This window comes from Pedobacter sp. HMWF019, assembly GCF_003061025.1.
Taxonomy (GTDB): domain Bacteria; phylum Bacteroidota; class Bacteroidia; order Sphingobacteriales; family Sphingobacteriaceae; genus Pedobacter.
Map to the genome: position 1 here is coordinate 1 of NZ_QAIL01000308.1, position 21,663 is coordinate 21,663.

A 21,663-nucleotide genomic window follows, 5' to 3' on the forward strand; every position below is an offset into this window, starting at 1 on the left:
ATATGCGTCAACAACAACAAATTAAAGCTCAGGATAAAAAGAAATAATCTGAGTTTAATGTAATATTTTTAAAAGGTGCCCCAAAAAGGCACCTTTTCTTTTTTAATCTGCCGCTCTATTAATTATAATATTAATTTTGATCTGCAAATGATGATGCAGCCATTTAAAAAACACACAAATGAAATTTCGTAATGTATTATGCGCAGCACTACTGGTAGGCAGCAGTGTTTCTTTAAAAGCCCAAACCGACCCGGCAACATCCGGATCTCCGCGCTTTACTTTCTCTCCCGCCTATGAGTTCTTACGCTCCACCCACGGGAACTTCTTCAACGGCCCATCCCTTAAGATAAATTACAATTCCGCCTCCCGCTTTAAATTGGGACTGGGTATTGAATATTCCTCTTCAGCCGTACATCATGATAACGGCTATGTTCTTTATCACGTTAAATTTCTTCCTGTCTACGCCAACGTAAAATACGAACTGGCCAAAAAAGGAAAACTTATGCCTTATGCCGAAGCTTCTGCAGGTCTTTCTTTTACCCGGTATGATGAAGCTACCGATGAAGAACCACTTAAAACCACAAAAATTAAGGAAAACGGCCTATATCTATATGGCGGCCTTGGACTTCGTTATGAGGTATGTAAATGGTTTAAACCCTTTGTAGGAGTTGGTCTTAAAGGATTTCAGAACTCCTTCAACGACCTCGATGTTAACCCTCACGGCATTACTTTCCATATCGGTGTAAGTATATAGCCCTTAACTCATAAAATTATTCATTAATCCAGACCAGACTATGCAAAAAAAACTTACCCTTTTTTTCCTCCTAGCTGCCAGCGTTACTTATGCACAAAAAAGACCCCTTGATCATAACGTTTATGATACCTGGGAAAGCGTTGGGCCTAAACAGCTTTCTAATAATGGCCAATGGGCAGGCTTCAGTATTCTGCAGCAAGAAGGTGACGCAAGTTTATACTTCAGCAACCTGTTAAACAATAGCAAAAAAGTAATCCCCAGAGGTTCTGCTCTGAAATTCAGTACAGACTCTAAATTTGCTGCATTTTTAATCAAACCACAATTCAAAGAAACCAGACTGGCTAAAATCAAGAAGAAAAAACCAGAAGAGATGCCTAAAGACAGTTTAGGTTTAATTAACCTGAGCAATCTTGCCATTACCAAGGTACCCAGAGTTAAATCTTTCAGCTTTCCTGAAAACGGAGCCGCTTTAGTAGCCTACCAACTGGAAAAACCACTTGATACAGCGAAAAAAGTAAAAACAGATACAGAACAAAAAAAAGATGCTGTTGATTTCTTTGCAGAAGATGAAAAAGCAGATAAAGGTGCAAAGGAAGGATCAGAACTGATCTTCAAAAACCTGGCTACCGGTACAGAACGCTCTTTCAAATTTGTAACAGAATATGCATTCAGCAAAAACGGTAAACAACTGGCTATTGCCTGCTCAGGATCTAAGAAAGACAAAACTGCCCCTGTTGGCGTATTCCTCCTGAATACAGAAAAAGGCAGTCTGAAAACCTTAGTTTCAAAAAAGGGAAACTATAAAGGTTTCATCTTTGATGAAGACAGCGAGCATTTGGTTTTTCTTGGAGAAAACAGTCCTGAAAAGAAAGAAATCAAAGATTACAACATCTATTATAACTCCCTGACACTGGATACGGCACAAGTACTGGTCGAAAATGTCTTTCCAGGAATGCCAGCTAAATGGGCCATCAGCGGCGACGGAAAACTCACCTTCAGTAAAGATGGAGATAAATTGTTCTTCGGTATTGCCCCAGTTAAAAAAGAAAAAGACACTACACTCGTAGACTTTGAACATGCAAAATTAGACATCTGGGGATATAAAGACGATTATCTGCAACCTATGCAATTGAAAAATGCAGACAGAGAATCCAAAAGGAGTTACCTGACCTATATCGATATCTTCAACAGCGACCCTAAAATCGTTCCTCTAACCGATATAAAACTTCCAGAGGCAAGTATCATTAACGAAGGTACCTCAAGATATGTCCTGGCTTCCACAGATTACGGAAACCGAATCCCTTCACAATGGACAGGCGGCACCGCAAGAACCTATTACCTGGTAGACACCAAAACAGGTTCCAGAAAAAAAATCGTAGAAAACCTGGACGGACGAGCAATAGCCTCTCCTGCCGGCAACTATGTCCTTTACTTTGACAAAAAAACATCGAACTGGTACAACTATAATACAACTACAGAAAAGACGGTTCAACTCAACACAGGATTGAACATAAAATTTGCAGACGAAGAGAACGACGTACCAGATGAACCTGAAGCCTATGGCCTGGCCGGATGGACGGAAGACGACAAATCTGTGCTTATCTATGACCGCTACGATATCTGGTCCTTTTCTCCAGACGGAAAATCTCCAGCAAAAAATGTCACAAACGGTTTTGGAAGACAAAACAGAATCACATTCCGCTATCAGGCTACAGATACTGCAGCCCGTTTCATTACCAAAAAAGAAGACGTTTGGCTAAATGCTTTCAACAACAATACCAAAGAAAATGGTTTTTACCGCAGTAACCTGGGAGAAACCAAAAACCCGCAGTTGGTGGTAATGGCACCTTTCAAATATTCCATTCTGGTTAAAGCAAAAGATGCAGAACGGTATATCTACGATAAAGGGAATTACACCCTATCTCCAAACGTATATGTTTCTACAGATCTGAAAACAGAAACCAAGCTCAGCAACACCAATCCTCAGCAGCAAAATTACAACTGGGGTACTGCAGAGCTGGTGAAATGGACAACACCTAAAGGCTTTAAATCTGAAGGTATACTTTACAAACCAGAAAACTTCGATCCTAATAAGAAATATCCTATGATCGTTTACTTCTATGAAAAACTCTCTGATGGTCTGTACAGCTATAATGCACCAGCCCCTACGCCGTCCAGATTAAATATACCATTCTTTGTGAGCAATGGCTACCTGGTATTTGCACCAGACATCAGCTATCAGACAGGTCATCCAGGTCAGTCTGCAATGGAATACATCAATTCTGGTGTAGAAACCTTAAAGAAAAACAACTGGGTTGACGGATCTAAAATCGGCATCCAGGGCCAAAGCTGGGGCGGATATCAGGTGGCTTACCTCATCACCCAAACCAATATGTACGCAGCAGCCTGGGCAGGTGCACCAGTAGCTAACATGACATCAGCTTATGGAGGCATCCGTTGGGAAAGCGGCATGAACAGACAATTTCAATATGAAAAAACACAAAGCAGAATTGGTGCAACCCTTTGGGAAAAACCAGAACTCTATATTGAAAACTCTCCATTATTCTCCCTGCCAAAAGTAAATACACCAGTAGTAATCATGGCCAATGATGCCGATGGCGCCGTGCCATGGTATCAAGGTATCGAAATGTTTACAGGGCTGAAACGTTTAGGCAAACCAGCCTGGTTGCTCAATTACAATAACGAAGCACACAATCTGATGCTCCGCCAAAACAGAAAAGACATCCAGATCAGAGAACAACAATTCTTTGATTATTACCTGAAAGGTGCCAAAGCACCTGTATGGATGACCAGTGGCGTACCAGCAACAGAAAAAGGCAAAACATGGGGATTTGAATTAACAGACGAAAAACCATAATCAGCCGGCATGCTGAATTGATTTCAGCATCCTGCTACCCACAAAGGGAGTTGCTAGCACAGCAACTCCCTTTTTTAATACCTTCCAGACGCGATAAGAAAAAATAATTTTATCTTAGGCACTCAAAACACATCCAACAAATGGCATTAAGCAGAATTTGGTCCGCCTTTATCATTGTAGCAATAGTAGTCGCCAGTATCAAGTGCTTTTTCTTCGGACAAAGCGATATTTTTAACTGGATGGTGATTGGCAAGGCCGATGATCCAGCTAACCCATTAAAACTGGATGGAATTATTCAAACCTGCTGGGTTTCAGTAGAGCTTTGTTTAAAACTAATTGGCATTCTAGCCTTATTCATGGGCTTAATGAGCATTGCAGAAAAAGCCGGTGGTATTCGTTTATTATCAAGGATTGTTGGGCCATTTTTTTCCAAGCTTTTTCCTGATATCCCAAAAGGCCACCCCTCCATGGGCCATATGATCATGAACTTTTCAGCCAACCTATTAGGATTAGATAACGCCGCAACCCCCTTTGGGCTTAAAGCCATGGAAAGTCTGCAGGAATTAAATCCCAGTAAAGATGTGGCATCCAATGCCCAAATTATGTTTTTATGTTTGCACGCAGCAGGACTCAACCTCATTCCAGTTAGTGTAATTGCCATTCGTGCCTCACAAAATGCATCAAACCCAACAGACATATTTATCCCATGTCTTATTGTTACTTTCATGGGCACATTAGCAGCCATGCTGATTGTATCCTTCAAACAAAAGATCAACATTCTCCAACCCATTATCATTACCTGGGTACTCTGCCTTTCCGTTGTAATAGCCTTGCTTGTCCTTTATATTACTTCCTTAAATGCCGATGGTATTAAGTCTTTTTCAGGATTGCTAAGCAACGGTTTAATACTCCTCATATTCCTTCTTATTGTTTTAGGTGGACTTTATAAAAAAATAGATGTCTTCGATGCATTTATTGAAGGAGCAAAAAGCGGATTTGATACCGCTATAAAGATCATCCCCTACTTAGTAGGAATGCTTGTGGCCATTTCATTGCTACGCACCAGCGGCACCTTTGATGTCGTGATCAGCGGAATTAAGAGCGGTTTTGCCTACCTGGGAGCAGACACCAGATTTGTTGAAGGTTTACCTACCGCATTAATCCGCCCCTTAAGCGGCGGTGCAGCAAGAGGCATGATGGTCAGCACAATGCAAACCTATGGACCAGATTCCTTTGCCAGCAGATTATCAGGAATATTCCAGGGTGCTTCCGATACTACGTTCTATGTAATTGCAGTTTACTTCGGCTCAGTAAATATTAAGAATACCCGGTATGCAATCGGCGCAATGCTCTTAGCAGACCTGGTTGGGGTCATTACAGCAATCTTACTCGCCTATTTATTCTTCGGATAGATCCTTTTTCTAAACCTCCGTTTTTTCCTCGCGGGATAGCTGCCCTATGATGCGTTCCAATATTCCTGGTTCTACATTCGTATATTTGGAAGATCTCCAGGTAGACGTCGAATCGAGCCATACACAGAAGGAATGGTACCCTTCCACAATCACTGCGTATGTTTCGTGAAAATCATCCTGGATTCTCATACAGAAACCTTTTACAGGCTTACCCTGAACATCAAAATCGAAATTTAGATAATTACTTAACATATTTATATAAGGCTAGTGGAAGTGTATAACAAAGCTCGTGTTAAAATGTTTAAATAATTTTAAGCAGACAACAAGTTATTGTTAATAAGCAGTTTATTCGCAACAAAAAGAAGTATCAGATAGGAAAAGATTCTGTTTACCATTCCTCAACCGTCAGCACATCGGCCTGGCGCGGGAATACTTTAGTAGTCAATACCTGATGAACCTCTGCATCACCATCTGCACAACAGTCGGCCAATACAGTTAAGCGATAATCCTTATCCGCGGCCTCCCGCAAAGTAGATAAAACCACACCGCTGGTAGAAATACCCGTCAGTACCAGATGCTGCGCACCATAAGCTCTTAATACCACTTCCAGATCACTACCTGTAAATGCACTAAAACGTCTCTTGGTTACCACAACTTCATCATTATTTGGCTTTAAATCCTCGTGAATTTTCACAAATTCGGCCATATCAACACTTTCGAAGCGCTCCTTGCTGGCGGCAAAAGATTTATTGTTCATACTGATTTCCGGCGAACCCTGACGAAAACCAACCACGACGTAAATCACGGGAATTTTCTGATCGCGCGCTTTCGCAATCGCTTTAGCGGTATTAATTACAATAGTAGCTGCCTCAGGCAGCATAGCTACGATACCGGCTTGCATATCCATAACAAGAAGAGCCGTGTTTGAAGTGTTGTGTTCCATTTTCTTTTTTATTTATCTATTGTTATTTTAACTAAGATGGCTCCTTATTGGAGCTCAACTTTATCACTATAATTAGGTGTAACTTTTGGTATTAATTTATAAAACAACGCTGCAATTAAAAGCGCTATAATTCCCTGACAAAGCATGGTAAGTGGAGCGCCTATTTTTTGGGAAACCGTACCAATCAGCAAACTTCCCAGAGGCAGCATACCAAAATAAGCCATAGCCACATAACTCATTACCCTCCCCCTCATATGAGGAGCCGCCTCCATCTGTATAATAGTAATACTGGTAGACATGGGCGTGATCGATCCCAATCCCAATATCACGGCAAAAGGCAAGGCCAGCGCAAAATGACTCATCCTGGAAAACAGAATCAATCCCATGCCCAATACAACAATGCTCATCAGCATAATTATCCTGAAATTAGTTCCCTTTTTTGCCGAAGCCAAGAAGAAGCTACCAATCAATGCACCCAAACCAATGCAACCACTCAGGTAACCATAAGTTGCTGCGTTTCCTTTAAAAATAACCTTCGCAAAAACCGGCTCCATCGTATCATAGGGTATCACAAGCAAGCTTAAGCAAATGATCAGGAAGACGAGCATACTGATCGACGGAGTTTGTTTCAGATAACGGAGCCCCTCAGCCAATTCAGAAGAAATTTTCTTCCGGACAGCCGGCCCTTCAATTTCAGGAAACTTCATCAATAACAGAGAAATGATAACTGCTATAAAACTTACCGCATTAATACTAAAGCAAATACCCGCACCAAATTGCTGCAGTACCATACCCGATAAAGCAGGGCCAATCAATCTGGCCATATTCACCATCGCCGAATTCAGCGAAATGGCATTCGCCACATCAGCTTTGTCATTAACCATATCATGCACCATTGGCTGCCTGGCCGGCGTATCAAAAGCGTTGATGATTCCTAATACCGCACTAAGTGTCAGAATCTCCCAAATCACATAATGGCCCGTTAAAATCAATACCGTTAGCAGTATAGCCTGTATCATTGACGCTGTCTGGGTAACCAGCAATATTTTATGCCGGTTATACCTGTCTGCAACCACTCCCCCAAACAACGAAAGTAAAAAAGAAGGAAATTGCTGAGCGAATACCGCAAAACCAATCATTGAGGCAGAATGGGTTAGTGAGTAAATCACCCATATAACCGCCGTGCGTTGCATCCAGGTACCAATCTGCGAAACAGATTGTCCTGCAAAAAACAGTGCGTAATTGCGATTACGAAAAGCACGGAAGGTACTATTGGTTACGTCTATGTTCATTTATGCAATTTTAATCAATTTGACACTTTTTGTCTTTTTGTCCAATAACAGGTAAATTTTTTTATTTATATAATCCTTGCATAGCCATACGTGTAAACATATCTACTGCAGACACCAGTCTTTTCGCATCATTATCCAATTCTAGTTCCCGTTTTAATCCGCGCAGACAACTTAAAAGCACATAGATGAGCATCTCCAATTCCGAAACCGACATATCACGCACTTCACCTTTGTCCATACCCTCAGTAAGCAAAGCTTCCAATAGCTTGCTTTCCTGTCTTATAATCAGATTATGATGAACAATCTTCATTTTATTGAAATCAGATAAAGCATTTGCATCCATACCTACATCAAGCATCTTAAAAAATGCTCTTTTTTCATGAAGTACTTCAAGCTTAGTTAAAAAGAATGCACGAAACTTTTGCTCAACACCAGAAACCCGATCAACTGCATGGGTCATAGCCAACAACATTTCGCGGATTTCAATCATGATAACCGCATCAAAAATTTCATCCTTACTTTTATAATAGTAATAAAGCGAGCTCCGGCCTTTCCCAATCGCTTTAGCCACATCATCCATTGTCACCTTGGCTAAACCATACGTCTGAAATAGGCCTTTAGCCGCCATCAGGATCTGTTCCTGCATTAAATCTTCCTTGGTAGAATTGCTCGATGACATCTATGAAAAGTTTTATCGCCGTAAAATTAAATATTTTTTCGACAATCAAACAAAAAATGTTGAAATGTTACAAAACAATCATTTATCCTTTAACATCCACTCTAAAAGTGGTTGGTCTTTAGAAATACTAGCGTATTAACTTAATTATTAATCATTGGCGGCAAGCCCTCATCCCTATTTCTAAGATCAAGCCCACCCTCGTAAACAGACTTTAGATTAACCAGATAAAAAGCCCAGCCACTTGCACAGCCAAGCCTGATATACTGTTTAGAACGATCATCAGTAGGTATATTATAATGCTTTAACTCAACAATAGTATAGCCCGATTTCTCGGTTAAATTCACATCTACACAGCATTCCCCTTCAAAACTGAACTGCAAAAAGTCTTTGCCATTTGCGTTTTTAATTAGTCCTGGCATCGGGTCTTCATATAAATACCAAAACCAATTATAAGTACATCCTCCTGTAACATTTACCTCAGGATCAATATTCATCCCCTTGTCATTGGTAAATACCACTTGTTTAAGAAACCATCTCTCCAACTCTCCGGCTTTGGTCCAGGCGTTATAAATATCTGCCAAGGGAGCTTTAATTGCAATAGTTTTGGTAAAAGAGGTCCAATCAAAATTATTCATAAGCGAGTAATAAATATTATTTGACAATCATGAAATGATAAATTAAAGATATTAAAAAGTTCACAACCTAATGAGCAATGATGACTAACCTCCTCTCCCAATAGCATTTCACTCGTTATCAACACCATAGCGAAGCGATATCAAACCATTTTCGTAAGCTGTTTGTCCAAAGTTAACTCTTGTAGTAAATATTTTTGCACCAGGTTTACACGTCCTTCATTATTACAGATACTGGCCAGCTTTTCCTCTATCTCCGTTGCCATATCATTCCATAGATCAGACAGAGATACAGTCAAATCACTTGATGCATGCATTGGGAGCTTAAAAAAAGGTAATAATACTTCGCTTGTGCAGCTCATTGTCAATGATTGCCACAGGCGAATTTGTATAATTCACAAAAAGTTCCACACAAGTATCAGGCAATACCCTAATATACTGCCTGTCTGCTTCTCCATCGCAGCCCATAGAACAGATCAACTTGATATAGGGTTGCAAGCTTGGAATAACATCATAAAATTGCAAACGCATAATTTATAAATTATTTGATCTATTAAACTAATTTGCAGCTTCCTTATTGTATCTTCCACGATACTCCAATGGAGACATTCCTGTAATTTTCCTAAATACCTCACGGAATGCCTTGGTGTCGGAATAACCAACCTCATACATCACTTCGTGAATGGTTTTCCTGGTCGTTTCAAATGCTTTTTTTGCCGATTCAATTTTTGCCCGCTGCGTATATTCAACAGGCGTATTCCCTGTTGCTTTGATGAATCGCCGATCAAAGTTTCTTCTTCCTATAGCAAATTTAGAGGATAGCGTTTCAACAGAAATTTTCTCATGTATTTTACTTTCAATATACTCTTGTGCTTTCATTATCATTTCATCACCATGCTGCTTCTGTCCGGTAAATATGACAAATGCCGATTGACTTTGTCTATCCATTTCGATCTGAAAAATCTTGGAACAATAGATCGCTGTTTGCCGGTCATAATATTTTTCAACCAGGTAAATCATCAGGTTCAGGAATGAATAACCGCCACCATTGGTGTAAATGCGATGTTCATCAGTAATCAGCTTCTCCACCTGTAAATTCACTTTTGGAAACTTTTTCTTAAAAACATCAGCAAAACACCAATGCGTAGAACATTTTTTTCCATCCAATAAACCTGTTGATGCCAGCATAAAAGCACCGCTGCACATACTGGCTATTTCACAACCATTACGATAATTGCGCATTACCCAATCAACCAGCTCGAGATTATCTTTATTGTTTTCGTCATAATCAGATACCATAGAGGGAATAATAATAAGATCTGTTCTTTTAACATCAGAAACATGCTTCTGCGTCTTTAAGTTCAATAACCCCTGCATAAACTTTGTATTTATAGAAACCCCAGCCATTTCAATCTCATACAAAGACTGTTTTCCGTTTTTTTCCCAATAATCGTTAGCTCTTACCAATATTTCATAAGCACCTAAAATGCAAGCCATCGTACTTAAATTGGTATGGCCATTCGGGATAAGGATGGTAATATGTTTCATCACATTCGTTTTAAGTAAAAATAAACAGAATGTATGTCTAAATCAACCCACTATAAAGTCTATTTAACACCACAAAACTATTCATTAAAGGCTGTAATTTTGTTACTATACCATTGAAAACTAAAACATATGAACAATCAAAACTTTATGACCACATTATTGGTCGATCAAACTCCCGAAGAAGTATTTAACGCCATCAAAAATGTCCGCGGATGGTGGTCGGAAAACATTGAAGGCAACACAGAGCAATTGAATGATGAATTCCTTTACCATTATGAAGATGTGCACATCTCAAAAATAAAGCTAACAGAAGTGATTCCAAACAAAAAAATTGTTTGGCACATCATCAGCAACAGTTTTAAATTCACTAAAGACAGGCACGAATGGACGGGTGACCAAATTATTTTTGAGATCAACAGAAAAGACAATCAAACAGAATTGAAATTCACGCAAATAGGCCTCACTCCCGAATATGAATGTTATGATATCTGTTCCAATGCCTGGACCCATTACATACAAGATAGCCTAAAAAACCTCATCACCACAGGCAAAGGAGAACCCACCATACAGGAAGAACAGAACGAACTTGAGGAAAATTTTGTTAAAAAATGGGCTGCAAAAAGTAAGCATGAATAAATAACGGCAAGAAATAGGATGCATAAAATCAAAATAACTATTTACTCTTATTTCCTATATTTACTTTAATTCTAACCAATTGTACTATGATCCTGCAACAACTCACTATAGAATTCGAACACGAAGCAAACAGCACCCGTAAATTACTACAGGCCATTCCGGAAAAAGACCTCCACTATAAACCCTCAGAAACTTCCTGGACAATGGGCCAGCTTGCCCAGCATATTGCGACCATTTACTACTGGTACGTAGGCACCCTCACTCAAGATGTATATGATATGGCAGCCGACCAGCTGGAGCGCGGCGACCCCAATGACATCCAGGCCACTTTAGCACTTTTCGAAAGTAATGTAGAAAAAGCCAGAAAAGCACTAAACTCACTTACGGAGCAGAAGTTACAAGACAACTGGACCATGAAAGTAGGCGATCGGGTGATTCTGGAGCCCACGCCACGAGGTATTGTTTCCCGTGGATTTCTTTTCAATCATATTTATCATCACCGCGGCGAAATGATCGTTTACCTGCGTGCCACAGGAAACAAAGTCCCTGGCATGTATGGTCCTACCTACGAAGACAGTATAAAAGGTTAATTAGAATCAATGACATGGGACAACATCTATTCATCATTTCATTACTTCTATTTTCATGTCAGACCAAACTAGGTCAACCCTCTAAACCAGATATTGGCACAACTTCAAGGAAAGAAACAAAACATATCATAAAAAAAGAAGCAGAACTCCTTGAACATTTCCTGGACAGTACAAATATTGGAAGACCAAAAAAAAACAAATTCGAACTCTCCCTTTTCAGGAATTCCGACAGCAGCTATGTTATCATTCATTTCTATGTGAAATCAAATCAAAATAAATGGTTGCTAAAACAAAAATTTAACTTCCCGGCAAATGATATCTCAGGTTGTTTTACAGAACTATCCGACTTCAACAACGATGGTTTTAAAGATATCACCTATAAATCGGCCCTTGCAGCAAGAGGAGCCAATGACGTCAGAAGACTCTTTATTTACGACAATAGCAAAGATCAGCTGATCTACATAAAAAATTCAGAGAACTACCCTAACTTAGGTTACAACAAAAAATTAAACTGCATAGATGCCTTTTTAGTCCATGGTGGCTCAACTACAGTATTTTTAAAAATCGAAAAAGATAGTCTCAGAGAGTTTGCCAGTGTAAATTTAGATGATAAAATAAATATCCAGCTTATAGATAAAAATGGAAACAGAAGATATCTAATAAGAAACAAGAAAAATACCTTTGACCCATATACCAGATTTACAAACTTCAGCCCATTAGAAGAAAATACAGTGCAATAGCGATATCCCATGCGATTTCGTTTTCTTACAATTTTAACCAACACCAAATGCTGTACATTGTGTTATACCATAAGTTAAAAGTAAAAACTTCAAATAATGGGAAAGCGAACCACCAGGTCACACAAAACATTCTTGCTGATCGCAAGTATTTTGTTGCTGATTTTTATCTGTATACAGTTCATCCGTCCAGAGATCAAAAACCCACCTGTTACGGCCGACTTACAGGCACCTGTACCCGTTAAAGCCATCTTTCAGCGAGCCTGTTATGACTGCCATTCCAATGAAACAAATCTTCACTGGTTTGATAAAATTTCGCCCGTTTACTGGCGCGTCGCAAAACATGTAGAAACAGGCCGGGAAGTTCTAAATTTCTCATCCTTTAACAATCTTGCACCCGCCGATCAAAAAGGAAAGCTCTGGGAAGCCTTCAACCAAATCGCTTTGGGCGCTATGCCTCTAAAAGATTACCAGTTTGTGCATACCTCCGCAAAAATTTCCGCTGCTGATCTCGCCATACTTAAAAAGTACCTGACAGAAATGGCGGTTAAACAAAAACCAGAAGATACAGCTAAGATTAATGCTCTAAACAAACAATCCGCCCTTTTACAATCCTCAGCCGGAGCAAGCCCATTGCCAACCGCCCCCAACGGAGTAACCTATATTCCCGACTATAAAAACTGGCAACCCATCAGCACAACCGAACGTTTTGACAACGGAACCATGCGGGTGATATTTGGCAATGACATCGCGGTAAAAGCCATCAAAGAAAACCATATCAACCCATGGCCCAACGGAACCATTTTTGCTAAAGTGGCCTGGGATCAGTTAGCCGGCAAAGATGGAAACATAAAAACAGGAGCCTTTAAGCAGATAGAATACATGATAAAGGACAACAAGAAATACGCCGCTACTGCCGGATGGGGATGGGCAAGATTTAAAACCCCAAAAATGATACCTTATGGCAAAAATGCGATGTTCACTACCGAGTGTGTCAACTGCCATAAACCAGTAGCCAACCAGGATTTTGTTTTCACCCCACCTATTAAATTCTAACCCGTCATGAAAAAAGCAATATACTTAATGGCAAGCATCGCACTGCTGGTTACCGCCTGTACCGAAAATAAAAAACCTGCTGATCTGCTTAATCAACAAGCCTCCTTACCTGCCGGATTAAACTTTAGTAAAATGGGTTTTAAAGTCATAAACTCCTCCATCAACGTCAAATCAAATACCATGTCAACCTTATATGGCAACAACACTGCACAAACAAATGCCAGGAGCAGCACTAAACTAAGGCCGGCGGGAGAAATATTTGCTCTGGTTACCTGGAAAAAGCAGCCCGACAAGCATTGGTTTGGCGCTAACATCCCAGGTGATCTACAATCGCTTGAAATGGTTAAAACCACAACCTCAGGTACCATTTACCAGCTATATAAAGGCCAAAACCTTACTTTAAGTACCGATACCTCCTTACAACAACAAAGGACAAGATATATTCTTGAGCAAACGCCCTCGATAATGCCATGATATAAAAAAACTAAGCAATAAGCTACCTTTGCAAGGTTAAACGATGCGAAAAAAAAGTAAGCATATCCCTGTCAACACCTTACCTTCCGGAATCAGAGAAGGAATCATTATTGCGAGCACATCGTTTAACGGTCTTCCCGATGCTCAAGAAGTTGCCCGACCACACCGGGACAACGGGCATATATTTATCTTACAGGAAAAAGGAACAACTCATATTGAAATTGACTTTCAAACACATCGCATAGAAGCATCATCCATTATCTATATACACCCTGATCAGATACACCGTGTAATATCGTTTGAAAATGCAAAGTTTACCAGTTGGATCATCACCAGCGAAAATCTGCTGCCAGAGAACCTGAAGTTACTGGCAGAACTCACACCAGTAAATGCTTTAACCTTAAATACAGAAACACTATCTATTCTTTCAGAAACAGCTTCTCTCTGCATACAATTTTCTGAAAGGAAACAAGAAAAGCTATTTAATTCCATTCTCAAAGAAAGTTGCAATACCCTAATCACCCTTGTCATATCCCAGTATTTAGCACAATCTAAAACCACAGAGAACCCATCACGTTTTGAAACGATTACCAAATCATTCAAATCCTTATTAGAACATGATTTTACAACAGTAAAAAGTCCAGGCGAATATGCTAACAGCCTGAACATATCTACCCCCTACCTCAACGAATGTGTCAAGAACACAACAGGGCATCCCGTTTCATACCATATACAGCAACGCGTTGTTTTAGAAGCCAAACGCCTACTCTGCCATTCCGATAAATCCATAAAAGAAATCGCAGGCCAACTTGGTTATGATGATTACGCTTACTTTACCCGGCTATTTGTTAAAGTTACAAGAATGACACCATTAACTTTTCGGACCAGAAATTTCGGTTAAATCCTCTAAAGCTTTTATGGAGCAAGGTTGCAATCATTTATATAATTACTAAATTTGGCCCCCTGTTAGAACAATTGATGATTTATAAAATCAAAGCATTCAATAATATCAAATTAATAAGTATAAAATAAATGGAAGAAAACGATTTTGTTTCGATTTGGCTGGAGGAAAGTGGAAATCCTGCAATTGAAGAGTTAACCAGAGTAAATCAGGAAGTTGCTGATAAAACAGCAAACTTTTTATCAGAAAAAGGACTCAATTCAACCGATCTTTCGGCTATAGTAGATATCAATCACGACGAAATTTCCAGGTGGCTAAACGGCAGGCATGCTTTCAGTATAAAAAAACTACAGGAAATGTCACAGACACTCGCAGATCACAACTAAAAAACTTCGATTAGTCCTATACTCACTGCGTATCAACATTGTTTACACCTGGATTAAGATGTTCCTTTGTACCAATTACAAAAGGATATAAAAATGGAAAAAGAAATAGCCATTGTAGGCGGCGGTCCAGGCGGTTTAACATTAGCGAGGCTTTTACAGCTTAAAGGAATAAACGTAAAGGTTTATGAACGCGACTATAGCAAAGAAGCGCGCGTGCAGGGTGCAATTGTTGATTTGCACTTTGATTCAGGCCTGAAAGTTATTGAAGCCGCAGATTTGATGGATGCTTTTAAAGCGAATTACATGCCTGGAGCCGACAAGTACCGCATGATTGATCATAACGGGAACATCCTTACAGACGAACAAGGGCAAGATTCTGAACTTGGTTTTGGCAACCAACACTTCAGACCTGAGATTGACAGAGGAGCATTAAGAAATCTATTGATAGACGCACTTCTGCCAGACACCGTCGTTTGGGACAGTCAATTTGTAAACATGGTCCAGGTAAATAATATCTGGGAACTCCAATTTAAAAACGGCACAACGGCTACTGCAGATATCGTCATCGGTGCAGAAGGGTACCGCTCAAAGATTCGCACTTACCTAACGGACATTAAAGCGCAGTATTCGGGTGCGACCATTATCCAGGGCGAAATAGAGAATCCTGAAAAAGAATGCCCCGAAATTAATACCCTGGTTAACAATGCCAACCTTATTGTCATGGGCATTGGAAAAACCATCGCTGTGCAACCACGGGGCGATGGCGGGCTAACGTTTTATGCATCATCACTTTACCCAGAAAACTGGATCGAAACCAGCGGAATAGATTTTAACAACAGCGAAGAAGTATATGCTTACCTGGCTAAGCATCATGAAGGCTGGGATCCCATATTTTTCACCCTTTTCAAATCCTGTACCCATTTTACGCCAAGGCCTCTGGATTATTTTCCCTTAAACCAGCATTGGGAGGCACAACCGAACCTCACCCTTATTGGAGATGCAGCTCATTTGATGCCCCCATCAGGCGAAGGGGTAAATACCGCCATGCTGGATGCTTTGGATTTAAGTGAATGTCTAACCAGTCCTAAATTCCAGACCACACAAGCCGCCATTGCAGCATATGAAAAACGAATGCTGGCGAGAGCTGCAATATTAGGGAAAGAAGCACTCGAAGGGATAAAAGATTTTGCCTCCCCTTCAGAAGAATCGGTCAAGAAATTCACACAACTCTTTAACCAAAACGGATGATTGAAATGCTATTTCTTATTCACCGCTGCATATTCCTCATCGGTAACAGCCGTCATCCATGTTACACTGCTCCCACCACTGAAATTGGAAATAGCAATATGCACTAACTTGCTGTCAGCAGCCCCACCATGCCAATGTTCCACATCTTTAGGAATAGCCACTGTTGTTCCTTTTGTTAGCACCTGCGCAGGTTTGCCGCGTTCCTGATACCAGCCCTTTCCCTCCGTAACCAGCAATACCTGACCTATAGGATGCGTATGCCAGTGCGTTCTGCCACCAGGGCTAAATGTCACCTGCCCAACAGTGTACAGACCCTCCATCTGATCGGGGCTTACCAAAGTTTGAACATGCACTTCACCACTAAACCATTCAGCAGGTCCCGCATTTCCCAATGGAAAAATAGAGGCGTTATTTTGATTGTTTGTTGTTTCCATATTTAAATCCTTGTTTCTTTTAATCACACAACAAATTTCGGAAACAATAAGTTGCAAATAGTTATACAAATTACGGATAATCTAACCATTTTTACTGATTTTGGTCGCTTCAGATCATAAAGAAGCCCAACCCCCATAAGGAATTGGGCTTCTTTACGCAATATTACAATTTTATTTAACCACTAAAGCTTTATCAATTAAGAAAGCCAGATTTGCACGGTGAGCCTTTGTTTGCTCGTTTGTTGAAACCGCACCACCAAGCTGAGTTTTTATCTTTCTCAAAGTATAAAGTGCAGCTGCTTTACTTGCATTATCATAACCTGCAGGAGCAGAAACAATACTTGCAGAAGCCTTTACAAATTCAGTTTGCAGATTTTGGCGAAACAGGTTCACATTTGTTTTAAGATCTGCAGCAAAAATATCATTAGACAAATCACTCATTACGTTTGCCACAGAATACGTATTGCCATACAGCCCACTGTTGTTGATTCTGCTCAAAGTAGTTGGATGCAAGAGCTGAGCAAGCGTATTCAACTGTATAGAAACGAAAATATTCTGAGGTTTAACGTCTTCAGTAGTCCCAAAAAATCCAAATCCACGTCTTTGAACCTGTAGATAAGGAAATAGTGTTTTATCCGCATCAAAAGCATCTGGAGCAAACACATATTTACCCAATAGCGCCATTGCCTTTTTCTGATAAGCCACAGGAACAGGAGTAAACGGTGCAGTTGTTGTCTTTTGTCCAACAAAACTTCTGTCCACGTAAACACCACCAATATAACGACTTACCGCAGTAGCCATACCTAAACGCTGATTGTTAAGCTGCAGATAACGCTGACGCAACTCCTGGTAACTCTGACCTGTTTTACTAAAACGAGATTTCAGCTTTGGCATCATCGTGTTCACCAACTTAAACCTGTCTTCACCATATGCAACCATATCATTGGTCTGGTCATTCACATTTACCCGAGGATCTATACCCCCACCCGGGCTCCGCATATCATCAGCATCATTACCAAAAGCAAGTTGCGGATCAGTACTACGGCTTAAAATTTTATTCAATCCAGCTTCTTCTTCCGCCTCACTAAACGGAGTATACCCATATTCAATAGCCCATAAATCATAAGGCCCCGCTTTAGTAGTATAATAATCCCCCTGCTTGCTGCGATCACTGCTCACATTTACAGCTGGATAATCCATTACAGATCCCTGCAATCCAATTTTACGGGTAAGTGCTACATCATTCATCTGCGCAGGGCTTAGCATTTGACTGGCTTTCATATTATGATTAAGCCCCAATGTATGCCCCATTTCATGCATGATCAGGTAATACAAAAACTGTTTGTGCATTTCACGCACAGTCTCTGCCCTCTTTGCCTCAGGCATATCTGCATCAAGCGCCTCAATAGCCGTTAAACCCGCCTGATACTGCATACTTAATTCCTGCGCCAATGCACAAGAAGCCATATGGTTCTTATCAAAGCCATTCATCTGTGCTGACTTTCCGGAAACAGCTTCAGCAGGATTTTCCCAAGGCAGTTTTAAAGCCGAATTACCACCATTAAACAAATCATCAGTAACCACTGTACCAGCACCAGAACGCCACTCTACAGTAATATCAGCCCCTAAAATCTGGCCGGTTAAAGGATTATAAAAACTTGGACCGATAGCACCATAAGAAGGATAAGCCGAGGATACCCAACGGATTACATTATACGAAATATCAGCCGGATCCCAGGTAGCTGTGTCAGACATCTGTTTCATAACCACCGCATTTTTAAAACCAGCTTTCTCAAATGCTTCATTCCATTTCTCACCAGCTTCTTTAATAATCGGGCGATACTCCAATGGAGTCGTATTTTCAATCCAGAAAACAATCGGCTCAACCGGCTCGCTCAATGCAGCCGACGGATCTTTCTTTTTAAGATTCCAGCGACTGATAAAATCTTTATATGGCGTTGAAGATAAAGAAGTCAGGTTATCTACTTCACTGCCAAAATAACCTACCCTCGGATCATCACGACGCGGGCGGAAATCATTTTTAGGTACTTCAAGAAAAGAATGCTGCATTTTAACCCTTACATAGCGGGCATCAGTAATGTCCTTTCCCCCACCATTCAAAGGCATAGGATTGTCATAAGCAAGCTCTACCACCACATCTGTATTTCCTGGAAAGGAACGTATCTTTTGATATTTCGACTTAGAGGTATTTAAATTCCCCAGATTAAACATCGCGCCCGGAGGCAATGTTGGAGGGAAAACCGGCTTAACCGGATCCAATTTGTCTCCGAGAAAAAGACCATCAACCGAAATTAAATACCCAAGAGAATCCTGTGCAGCAACTTTATCACTATAAAAAACAGCATCCGAAACGTCAACATTGGCCGCTTTACTTACAGGATTTGACTTATCATGATAAAAGTTTGTATTTCTTTGCAGAAGCTCAATTTTATCATCAGATTTCTGAATATAAAACAACCAGGTGGTTCTGATCATATTCTGATTAAGGAACAAGGTGGTTGGCCCGCCCATAGAAAAGCTCTGATAAATATAATCTTTGCCCAACTGGTCTTTTTTAACATACATCTGAACACTACCTGTTATAGTATCTCTGTACATTGCAAAAAGACCATCAATTTTCTTACTGGATTTGATCTTTTCCGTAATACTAGGTTTAGGGGGAGTTGCCTGAACTTTCTTTAAGGAATCAGCCGCTAATGCCTTTTTCTTCTTTTGAGCAAAAGCCCCACTGGCCAAAAACAGAACCAGCGATAGCAGAGTAATGGTTTTTTTCATCTGGATAATAGTTTGTTAGGTTTATGAATGAATCTTACATTAAGATCACTTAACCCAACAAATGTTACTGGATATTTAAAAGTTCATACCAGTAATGTGGAACAGCACCATAATCAAACACCTCCTTTTCTGTAAAACCACATTTTTTCAGCACTTTCTGAGATTGCAAATTACCCGTATCCGCTATCGCATAAATTACAGGAAGTTTAAGCTTGTTAAAGCCATATTCCACTGCCGCCCTTGTCGATTCAGTAGCATAGCCCTTTCCCCAAGACTTTTTTATAAATCTATAACCCAAATCATAATAATCCTTACGGCCATTAGTTAAATCAGTTATCAATTTAAAACCACCCCACCCTACAAAATCATTTGTTTCTTTTTCAATGATCGCCAAACGCCCAACCCCGTTGTCAATATATTGTTGCCTAATAAATTTTATAACATTCTCTGCCTGCTGAATAGTTTTAATTGGATTATTCCCCAGATACTGATGTACTTCAGGATCAGAATCTAAACTAAAAATGCCAGGAACATCCGTATTTAACAATTCCCTAAAATAAAGCCGCTCCGTTTCAATAATCCTTGTCATATATATTACTTTTATTTCCCAACTTATGAATATTTACGGACATTAACTAACTGGTATTAGCGGTATCTTTTTTAAAGCCAAAGATTCACAACCAAATAAAGACCTGCCCTAAATATACGGATGTGCTCACCATTCCAGTTGCTGTATTGGTAAAATGCATCCATCCATATATAGCATCTCCCGTAAAGCTTTCCGCCATTTTTAAACTCACTTTTTTTGCTGATCGATCAGCAATATTTTCAAAAGTCAAATAGGCTTGCTTATCGGGGTTATAAAAGACGAAATTGGCCTGATCGTTACCTGCGCAGAAAAGAGAAGGCGATGCATTCTCCCATTTGACGAGCAATTGGCATCCGGCCATTTGTTGGATTTCTCTAATTGTTGAATTCAGCAACTCTCCCCTGCTAAAAATGGCCTTCGAATAATCCATTTCACATACAGAATCAGCTCCCGTCAAAGCATTTTTCAAGTGATAAGACACACAAGCATTCATTGGGGTAAGTACACCACTAAAGCTTTGATAGCCTATATTAATCACGCCCAGCAAAGGCCTCAGCCAGCCACTAACAATAGACATCTTTAACCGTTGGTTCTTTTGCGCCGGAGTAGCCGGTTTCGTTGATGGCCGGGCAAGGCTCCTCATGTAATCAATACCTCTGTTGCTTGCACCTATTACTTTCCCAATCTTTCCAGAAAAAGCACATTTATTCCATTTTTATATCTTCCCATTTTGTTTATCTTTTGGTTTTATTTTAAAAAACGAAGGGTAACGCGCCTGTCATAACCTGGCGCATTACCCTTCCTCATCTACAACACCGCAGTCGTTCCTACATACACACTATCAGAAACTTCTTTGCGGTTTACACTCACAAAGCTCATCCAGCAATGCACATCATCACCAATCCACTCGGCAGGCACACTTAACGTAAAAGTCAATGCACTACGTGCAGCAACATCCTCCGCCGTCACAAACTGCTCCTTGTCCGGATTATACAACAGTAAAGTTGCCATATCCGTTGCAGCAGTAGAACTACCCGTAGCAGGCGCATTGTTCAACCACTCAAACTTGATCTTAGCCGGAGTAACAGATTCCACTCCAGGAGCCGAAGGCCTCAGCAAATGCCCCTTACTAAACACCACCTTCGGAAAATTGATGTTCAAGTTCGGATAAACACCCGTAATCGCCTTATCAATATGAAAAGCAACTGCCGCATTCATAGGCGTCTGCTTACCCTTGTAAGATTGGTAACCAAGCTTAATCAGATCATTGATTGACCTTAAAAAACCAACCACCACTTTCAATTTTAAACGCGGTATCAACTGCGCCTCCGTAGCCGGTTTATTAGACTTACGCGGCAAACTCCGCATGTAGTCTACACCCCGCCAAACAGCGCCAATTACGTTACCAATTTTTCCACTAAATCCTCCAAGGATTCCTTTTAAAAACTTTCCCATTTTCTAGAAATTTTAAATGTTAAATACTCATGTTAATTCATAAACTCCCCAACTCAGCCGCGGCGCCACGGCGATTTCAAAAGCCTACGAAACAAAAGTATATCAGCCATTTACAACATCCTAGAGCAGCAGGCACAGACAGGCATCGACAGCCAAAAACGATCAAAAGCAGGCATAGAAACCCAAGTGTTTTTTGCTCAGACAATCAGTTTCACCAGTATGA

24 protein-coding genes are annotated in these 21,663 nt (G+C 40.3%); 11 read left to right on the top strand and 13 right to left on the bottom strand.

From position 1 onward, the window contains the following. The first annotated feature begins 178 nt into the window (after positions 1–178). From DBR11_RS17225 to DBR11_RS17235, 3 genes are all read left to right on the top strand, one after another. Positions 179–754 (top strand): hypothetical protein, encoded by a 576-nt coding sequence (locus tag DBR11_RS17225; protein ID WP_108553888.1) that lies wholly within the window; start codon positions 179–181, stop codon positions 752–754. A gap of 40 nt (positions 755–794) precedes the next feature. Then, positions 795–3,632 (top strand): S9 family peptidase, encoded by a 2,838-nt coding sequence (locus DBR11_RS17230; protein ID WP_108553889.1) that lies wholly within the window; start codon positions 795–797, stop codon positions 3,630–3,632. 140 nt (positions 3,633–3,772) lie between these two features. Next, positions 3,773–5,044 (top strand): nucleoside recognition domain-containing protein, encoded by a 1,272-nt coding sequence (locus DBR11_RS17235; protein WP_108553890.1) that lies wholly within the window; start codon positions 3,773–3,775, stop codon positions 5,042–5,044. A gap of 9 nt (positions 5,045–5,053) precedes the next feature. Here the strand turns inward: DBR11_RS17235 and DBR11_RS17240 are convergent, their stop codons facing one another. The 8 genes from DBR11_RS17240 to DBR11_RS17270 all read right to left on the bottom strand — a co-directional run bounded on the left by DBR11_RS17240 (position 5,054) and on the right by DBR11_RS17270 (position 10,138). Beyond that, positions 5,054–5,296, bottom strand: coding sequence for a hypothetical protein (locus tag DBR11_RS17240; protein ID WP_108553891.1), 243 nt, complete (start codon positions 5,294–5,296; stop codon positions 5,054–5,056). 136 nt (positions 5,297–5,432) lie between these two features. Next, a complete protein-coding gene (locus DBR11_RS17245) occupies positions 5,433–5,987 on the bottom strand; it encodes a cysteine hydrolase family protein (RefSeq protein WP_108553892.1) in 555 nt (184 codons plus the stop codon). Between the two features lie 44 nt (positions 5,988–6,031). Further along, positions 6,032–7,279 carry an MFS transporter gene (locus DBR11_RS17250; RefSeq protein WP_108553893.1) on the bottom strand — a complete coding sequence of 416 codons (1,248 nt, stop codon included), beginning with the start codon at positions 7,277–7,279 and terminating at the stop codon, positions 6,032–6,034. 61 nt (positions 7,280–7,340) lie between these two features. Further along, on the bottom strand, positions 7,341–7,958 hold the full coding sequence (locus tag DBR11_RS17255; RefSeq protein ID WP_108553894.1) for a TetR/AcrR family transcriptional regulator: 618 nt from the start codon (positions 7,956–7,958) through the stop codon (positions 7,341–7,343). 140 nt (positions 7,959–8,098) lie between these two features. Next, positions 8,099–8,593: an SRPBCC domain-containing protein gene (locus tag DBR11_RS17260; protein WP_108553895.1), complete on the bottom strand. Its 495-nt coding sequence runs from the start codon at positions 8,591–8,593 to the stop codon at positions 8,099–8,101. Positions 8,594–8,733: 140 nt separating this feature from the next. After that, complete coding sequence (locus DBR11_RS29650; RefSeq protein ID WP_158275310.1) at positions 8,734–8,907, bottom strand: hypothetical protein; 174 nt, start codon at positions 8,905–8,907, stop codon at positions 8,734–8,736. A gap of 7 nt (positions 8,908–8,914) precedes the next feature. Further along, complete coding sequence (locus DBR11_RS17265) at positions 8,915–9,121, bottom strand: hypothetical protein (protein ID WP_108553896.1); 207 nt, start codon at positions 9,119–9,121, stop codon at positions 8,915–8,917. A gap of 27 nt (positions 9,122–9,148) precedes the next feature. Further along, positions 9,149–10,138, bottom strand: coding sequence for a GlxA family transcriptional regulator (locus tag DBR11_RS17270; RefSeq protein ID WP_108553897.1), 990 nt, complete (start codon positions 10,136–10,138; stop codon positions 9,149–9,151). A 129-nt stretch (positions 10,139–10,267) separates the two neighbouring features. Here DBR11_RS17270 and DBR11_RS17275 point away from each other — a divergent pair, with 129 nt between their 5' ends. The 8 genes from DBR11_RS17275 to DBR11_RS17310 all read left to right on the top strand — a co-directional run bounded on the left by DBR11_RS17275 (position 10,268) and on the right by DBR11_RS17310 (position 16,166). Then, positions 10,268–10,774 (top strand): SRPBCC domain-containing protein, encoded by a 507-nt coding sequence (locus DBR11_RS17275; protein ID WP_108553898.1) that lies wholly within the window; start codon positions 10,268–10,270, stop codon positions 10,772–10,774. An 86-nt stretch (positions 10,775–10,860) separates the two neighbouring features. Beyond that, positions 10,861–11,364: a DinB family protein gene (locus DBR11_RS17280; RefSeq protein WP_108553899.1), complete on the top strand. Its 504-nt coding sequence runs from the start codon at positions 10,861–10,863 to the stop codon at positions 11,362–11,364. A gap of 14 nt (positions 11,365–11,378) precedes the next feature. Further along, positions 11,379–12,104: a hypothetical protein gene (locus tag DBR11_RS17285; protein WP_108553900.1), complete on the top strand. Its 726-nt coding sequence runs from the start codon at positions 11,379–11,381 to the stop codon at positions 12,102–12,104. A 96-nt stretch (positions 12,105–12,200) separates the two neighbouring features. Then, the gene (locus DBR11_RS17290; RefSeq protein ID WP_108553901.1) at positions 12,201–13,157 is read left to right on the top strand and encodes a heme-binding domain-containing protein; all 957 of its coding nucleotides are present in this window, start codon (positions 12,201–12,203) and stop codon (positions 13,155–13,157) included. Between the two features lie 6 nt (positions 13,158–13,163). Then, complete coding sequence (locus DBR11_RS17295) at positions 13,164–13,631, top strand: hypothetical protein (RefSeq protein ID WP_108553902.1); 468 nt, start codon at positions 13,164–13,166, stop codon at positions 13,629–13,631. A 43-nt stretch (positions 13,632–13,674) separates the two neighbouring features. Next, entirely contained in the window at positions 13,675–14,532 is an 858-nt protein-coding gene (locus tag DBR11_RS17300; RefSeq protein ID WP_108553903.1) for a helix-turn-helix domain-containing protein, read from the top strand. Between the two features lie 131 nt (positions 14,533–14,663). Further along, positions 14,664–14,918 (top strand): helix-turn-helix transcriptional regulator, encoded by a 255-nt coding sequence (locus tag DBR11_RS17305; RefSeq protein ID WP_108553904.1) that lies wholly within the window; start codon positions 14,664–14,666, stop codon positions 14,916–14,918. A 93-nt stretch (positions 14,919–15,011) separates the two neighbouring features. Next, entirely contained in the window at positions 15,012–16,166 is a 1,155-nt protein-coding gene (locus DBR11_RS17310) for an NAD(P)/FAD-dependent oxidoreductase (RefSeq protein ID WP_199233869.1), read from the top strand. A gap of 8 nt (positions 16,167–16,174) precedes the next feature. Here the strand turns inward: DBR11_RS17310 and DBR11_RS17315 are convergent, their stop codons facing one another. The 5 genes from DBR11_RS17315 to DBR11_RS17335 form a co-directional block, all read right to left on the bottom strand. Next, entirely contained in the window at positions 16,175–16,600 is a 426-nt protein-coding gene (locus tag DBR11_RS17315; protein WP_108553919.1) for a cupin domain-containing protein, read from the bottom strand. A 171-nt stretch (positions 16,601–16,771) separates the two neighbouring features. Continuing rightward, positions 16,772–19,396, bottom strand: a complete 2,625-nt coding sequence (locus DBR11_RS17320) for a zinc-dependent metalloprotease (RefSeq protein WP_108553905.1) — start codon at positions 19,394–19,396, stop codon at positions 16,772–16,774. 64 nt (positions 19,397–19,460) lie between these two features. Beyond that, the gene (locus tag DBR11_RS17325) at positions 19,461–19,985 is read right to left on the bottom strand and encodes a GNAT family N-acetyltransferase (protein ID WP_108553906.1); all 525 of its coding nucleotides are present in this window, start codon (positions 19,983–19,985) and stop codon (positions 19,461–19,463) included. A gap of 85 nt (positions 19,986–20,070) precedes the next feature. Further along, positions 20,071–20,628: a DUF6266 family protein gene (locus tag DBR11_RS17330; protein ID WP_108553907.1), complete on the bottom strand. Its 558-nt coding sequence runs from the start codon at positions 20,626–20,628 to the stop codon at positions 20,071–20,073. A gap of 164 nt (positions 20,629–20,792) precedes the next feature. After that, positions 20,793–21,440 carry a DUF6266 family protein gene (locus DBR11_RS17335; protein WP_108553908.1) on the bottom strand — a complete coding sequence of 216 codons (648 nt, stop codon included), beginning with the start codon at positions 21,438–21,440 and terminating at the stop codon, positions 20,793–20,795. Between the last annotated feature and the right edge of the window lie 223 nt (positions 21,441–21,663).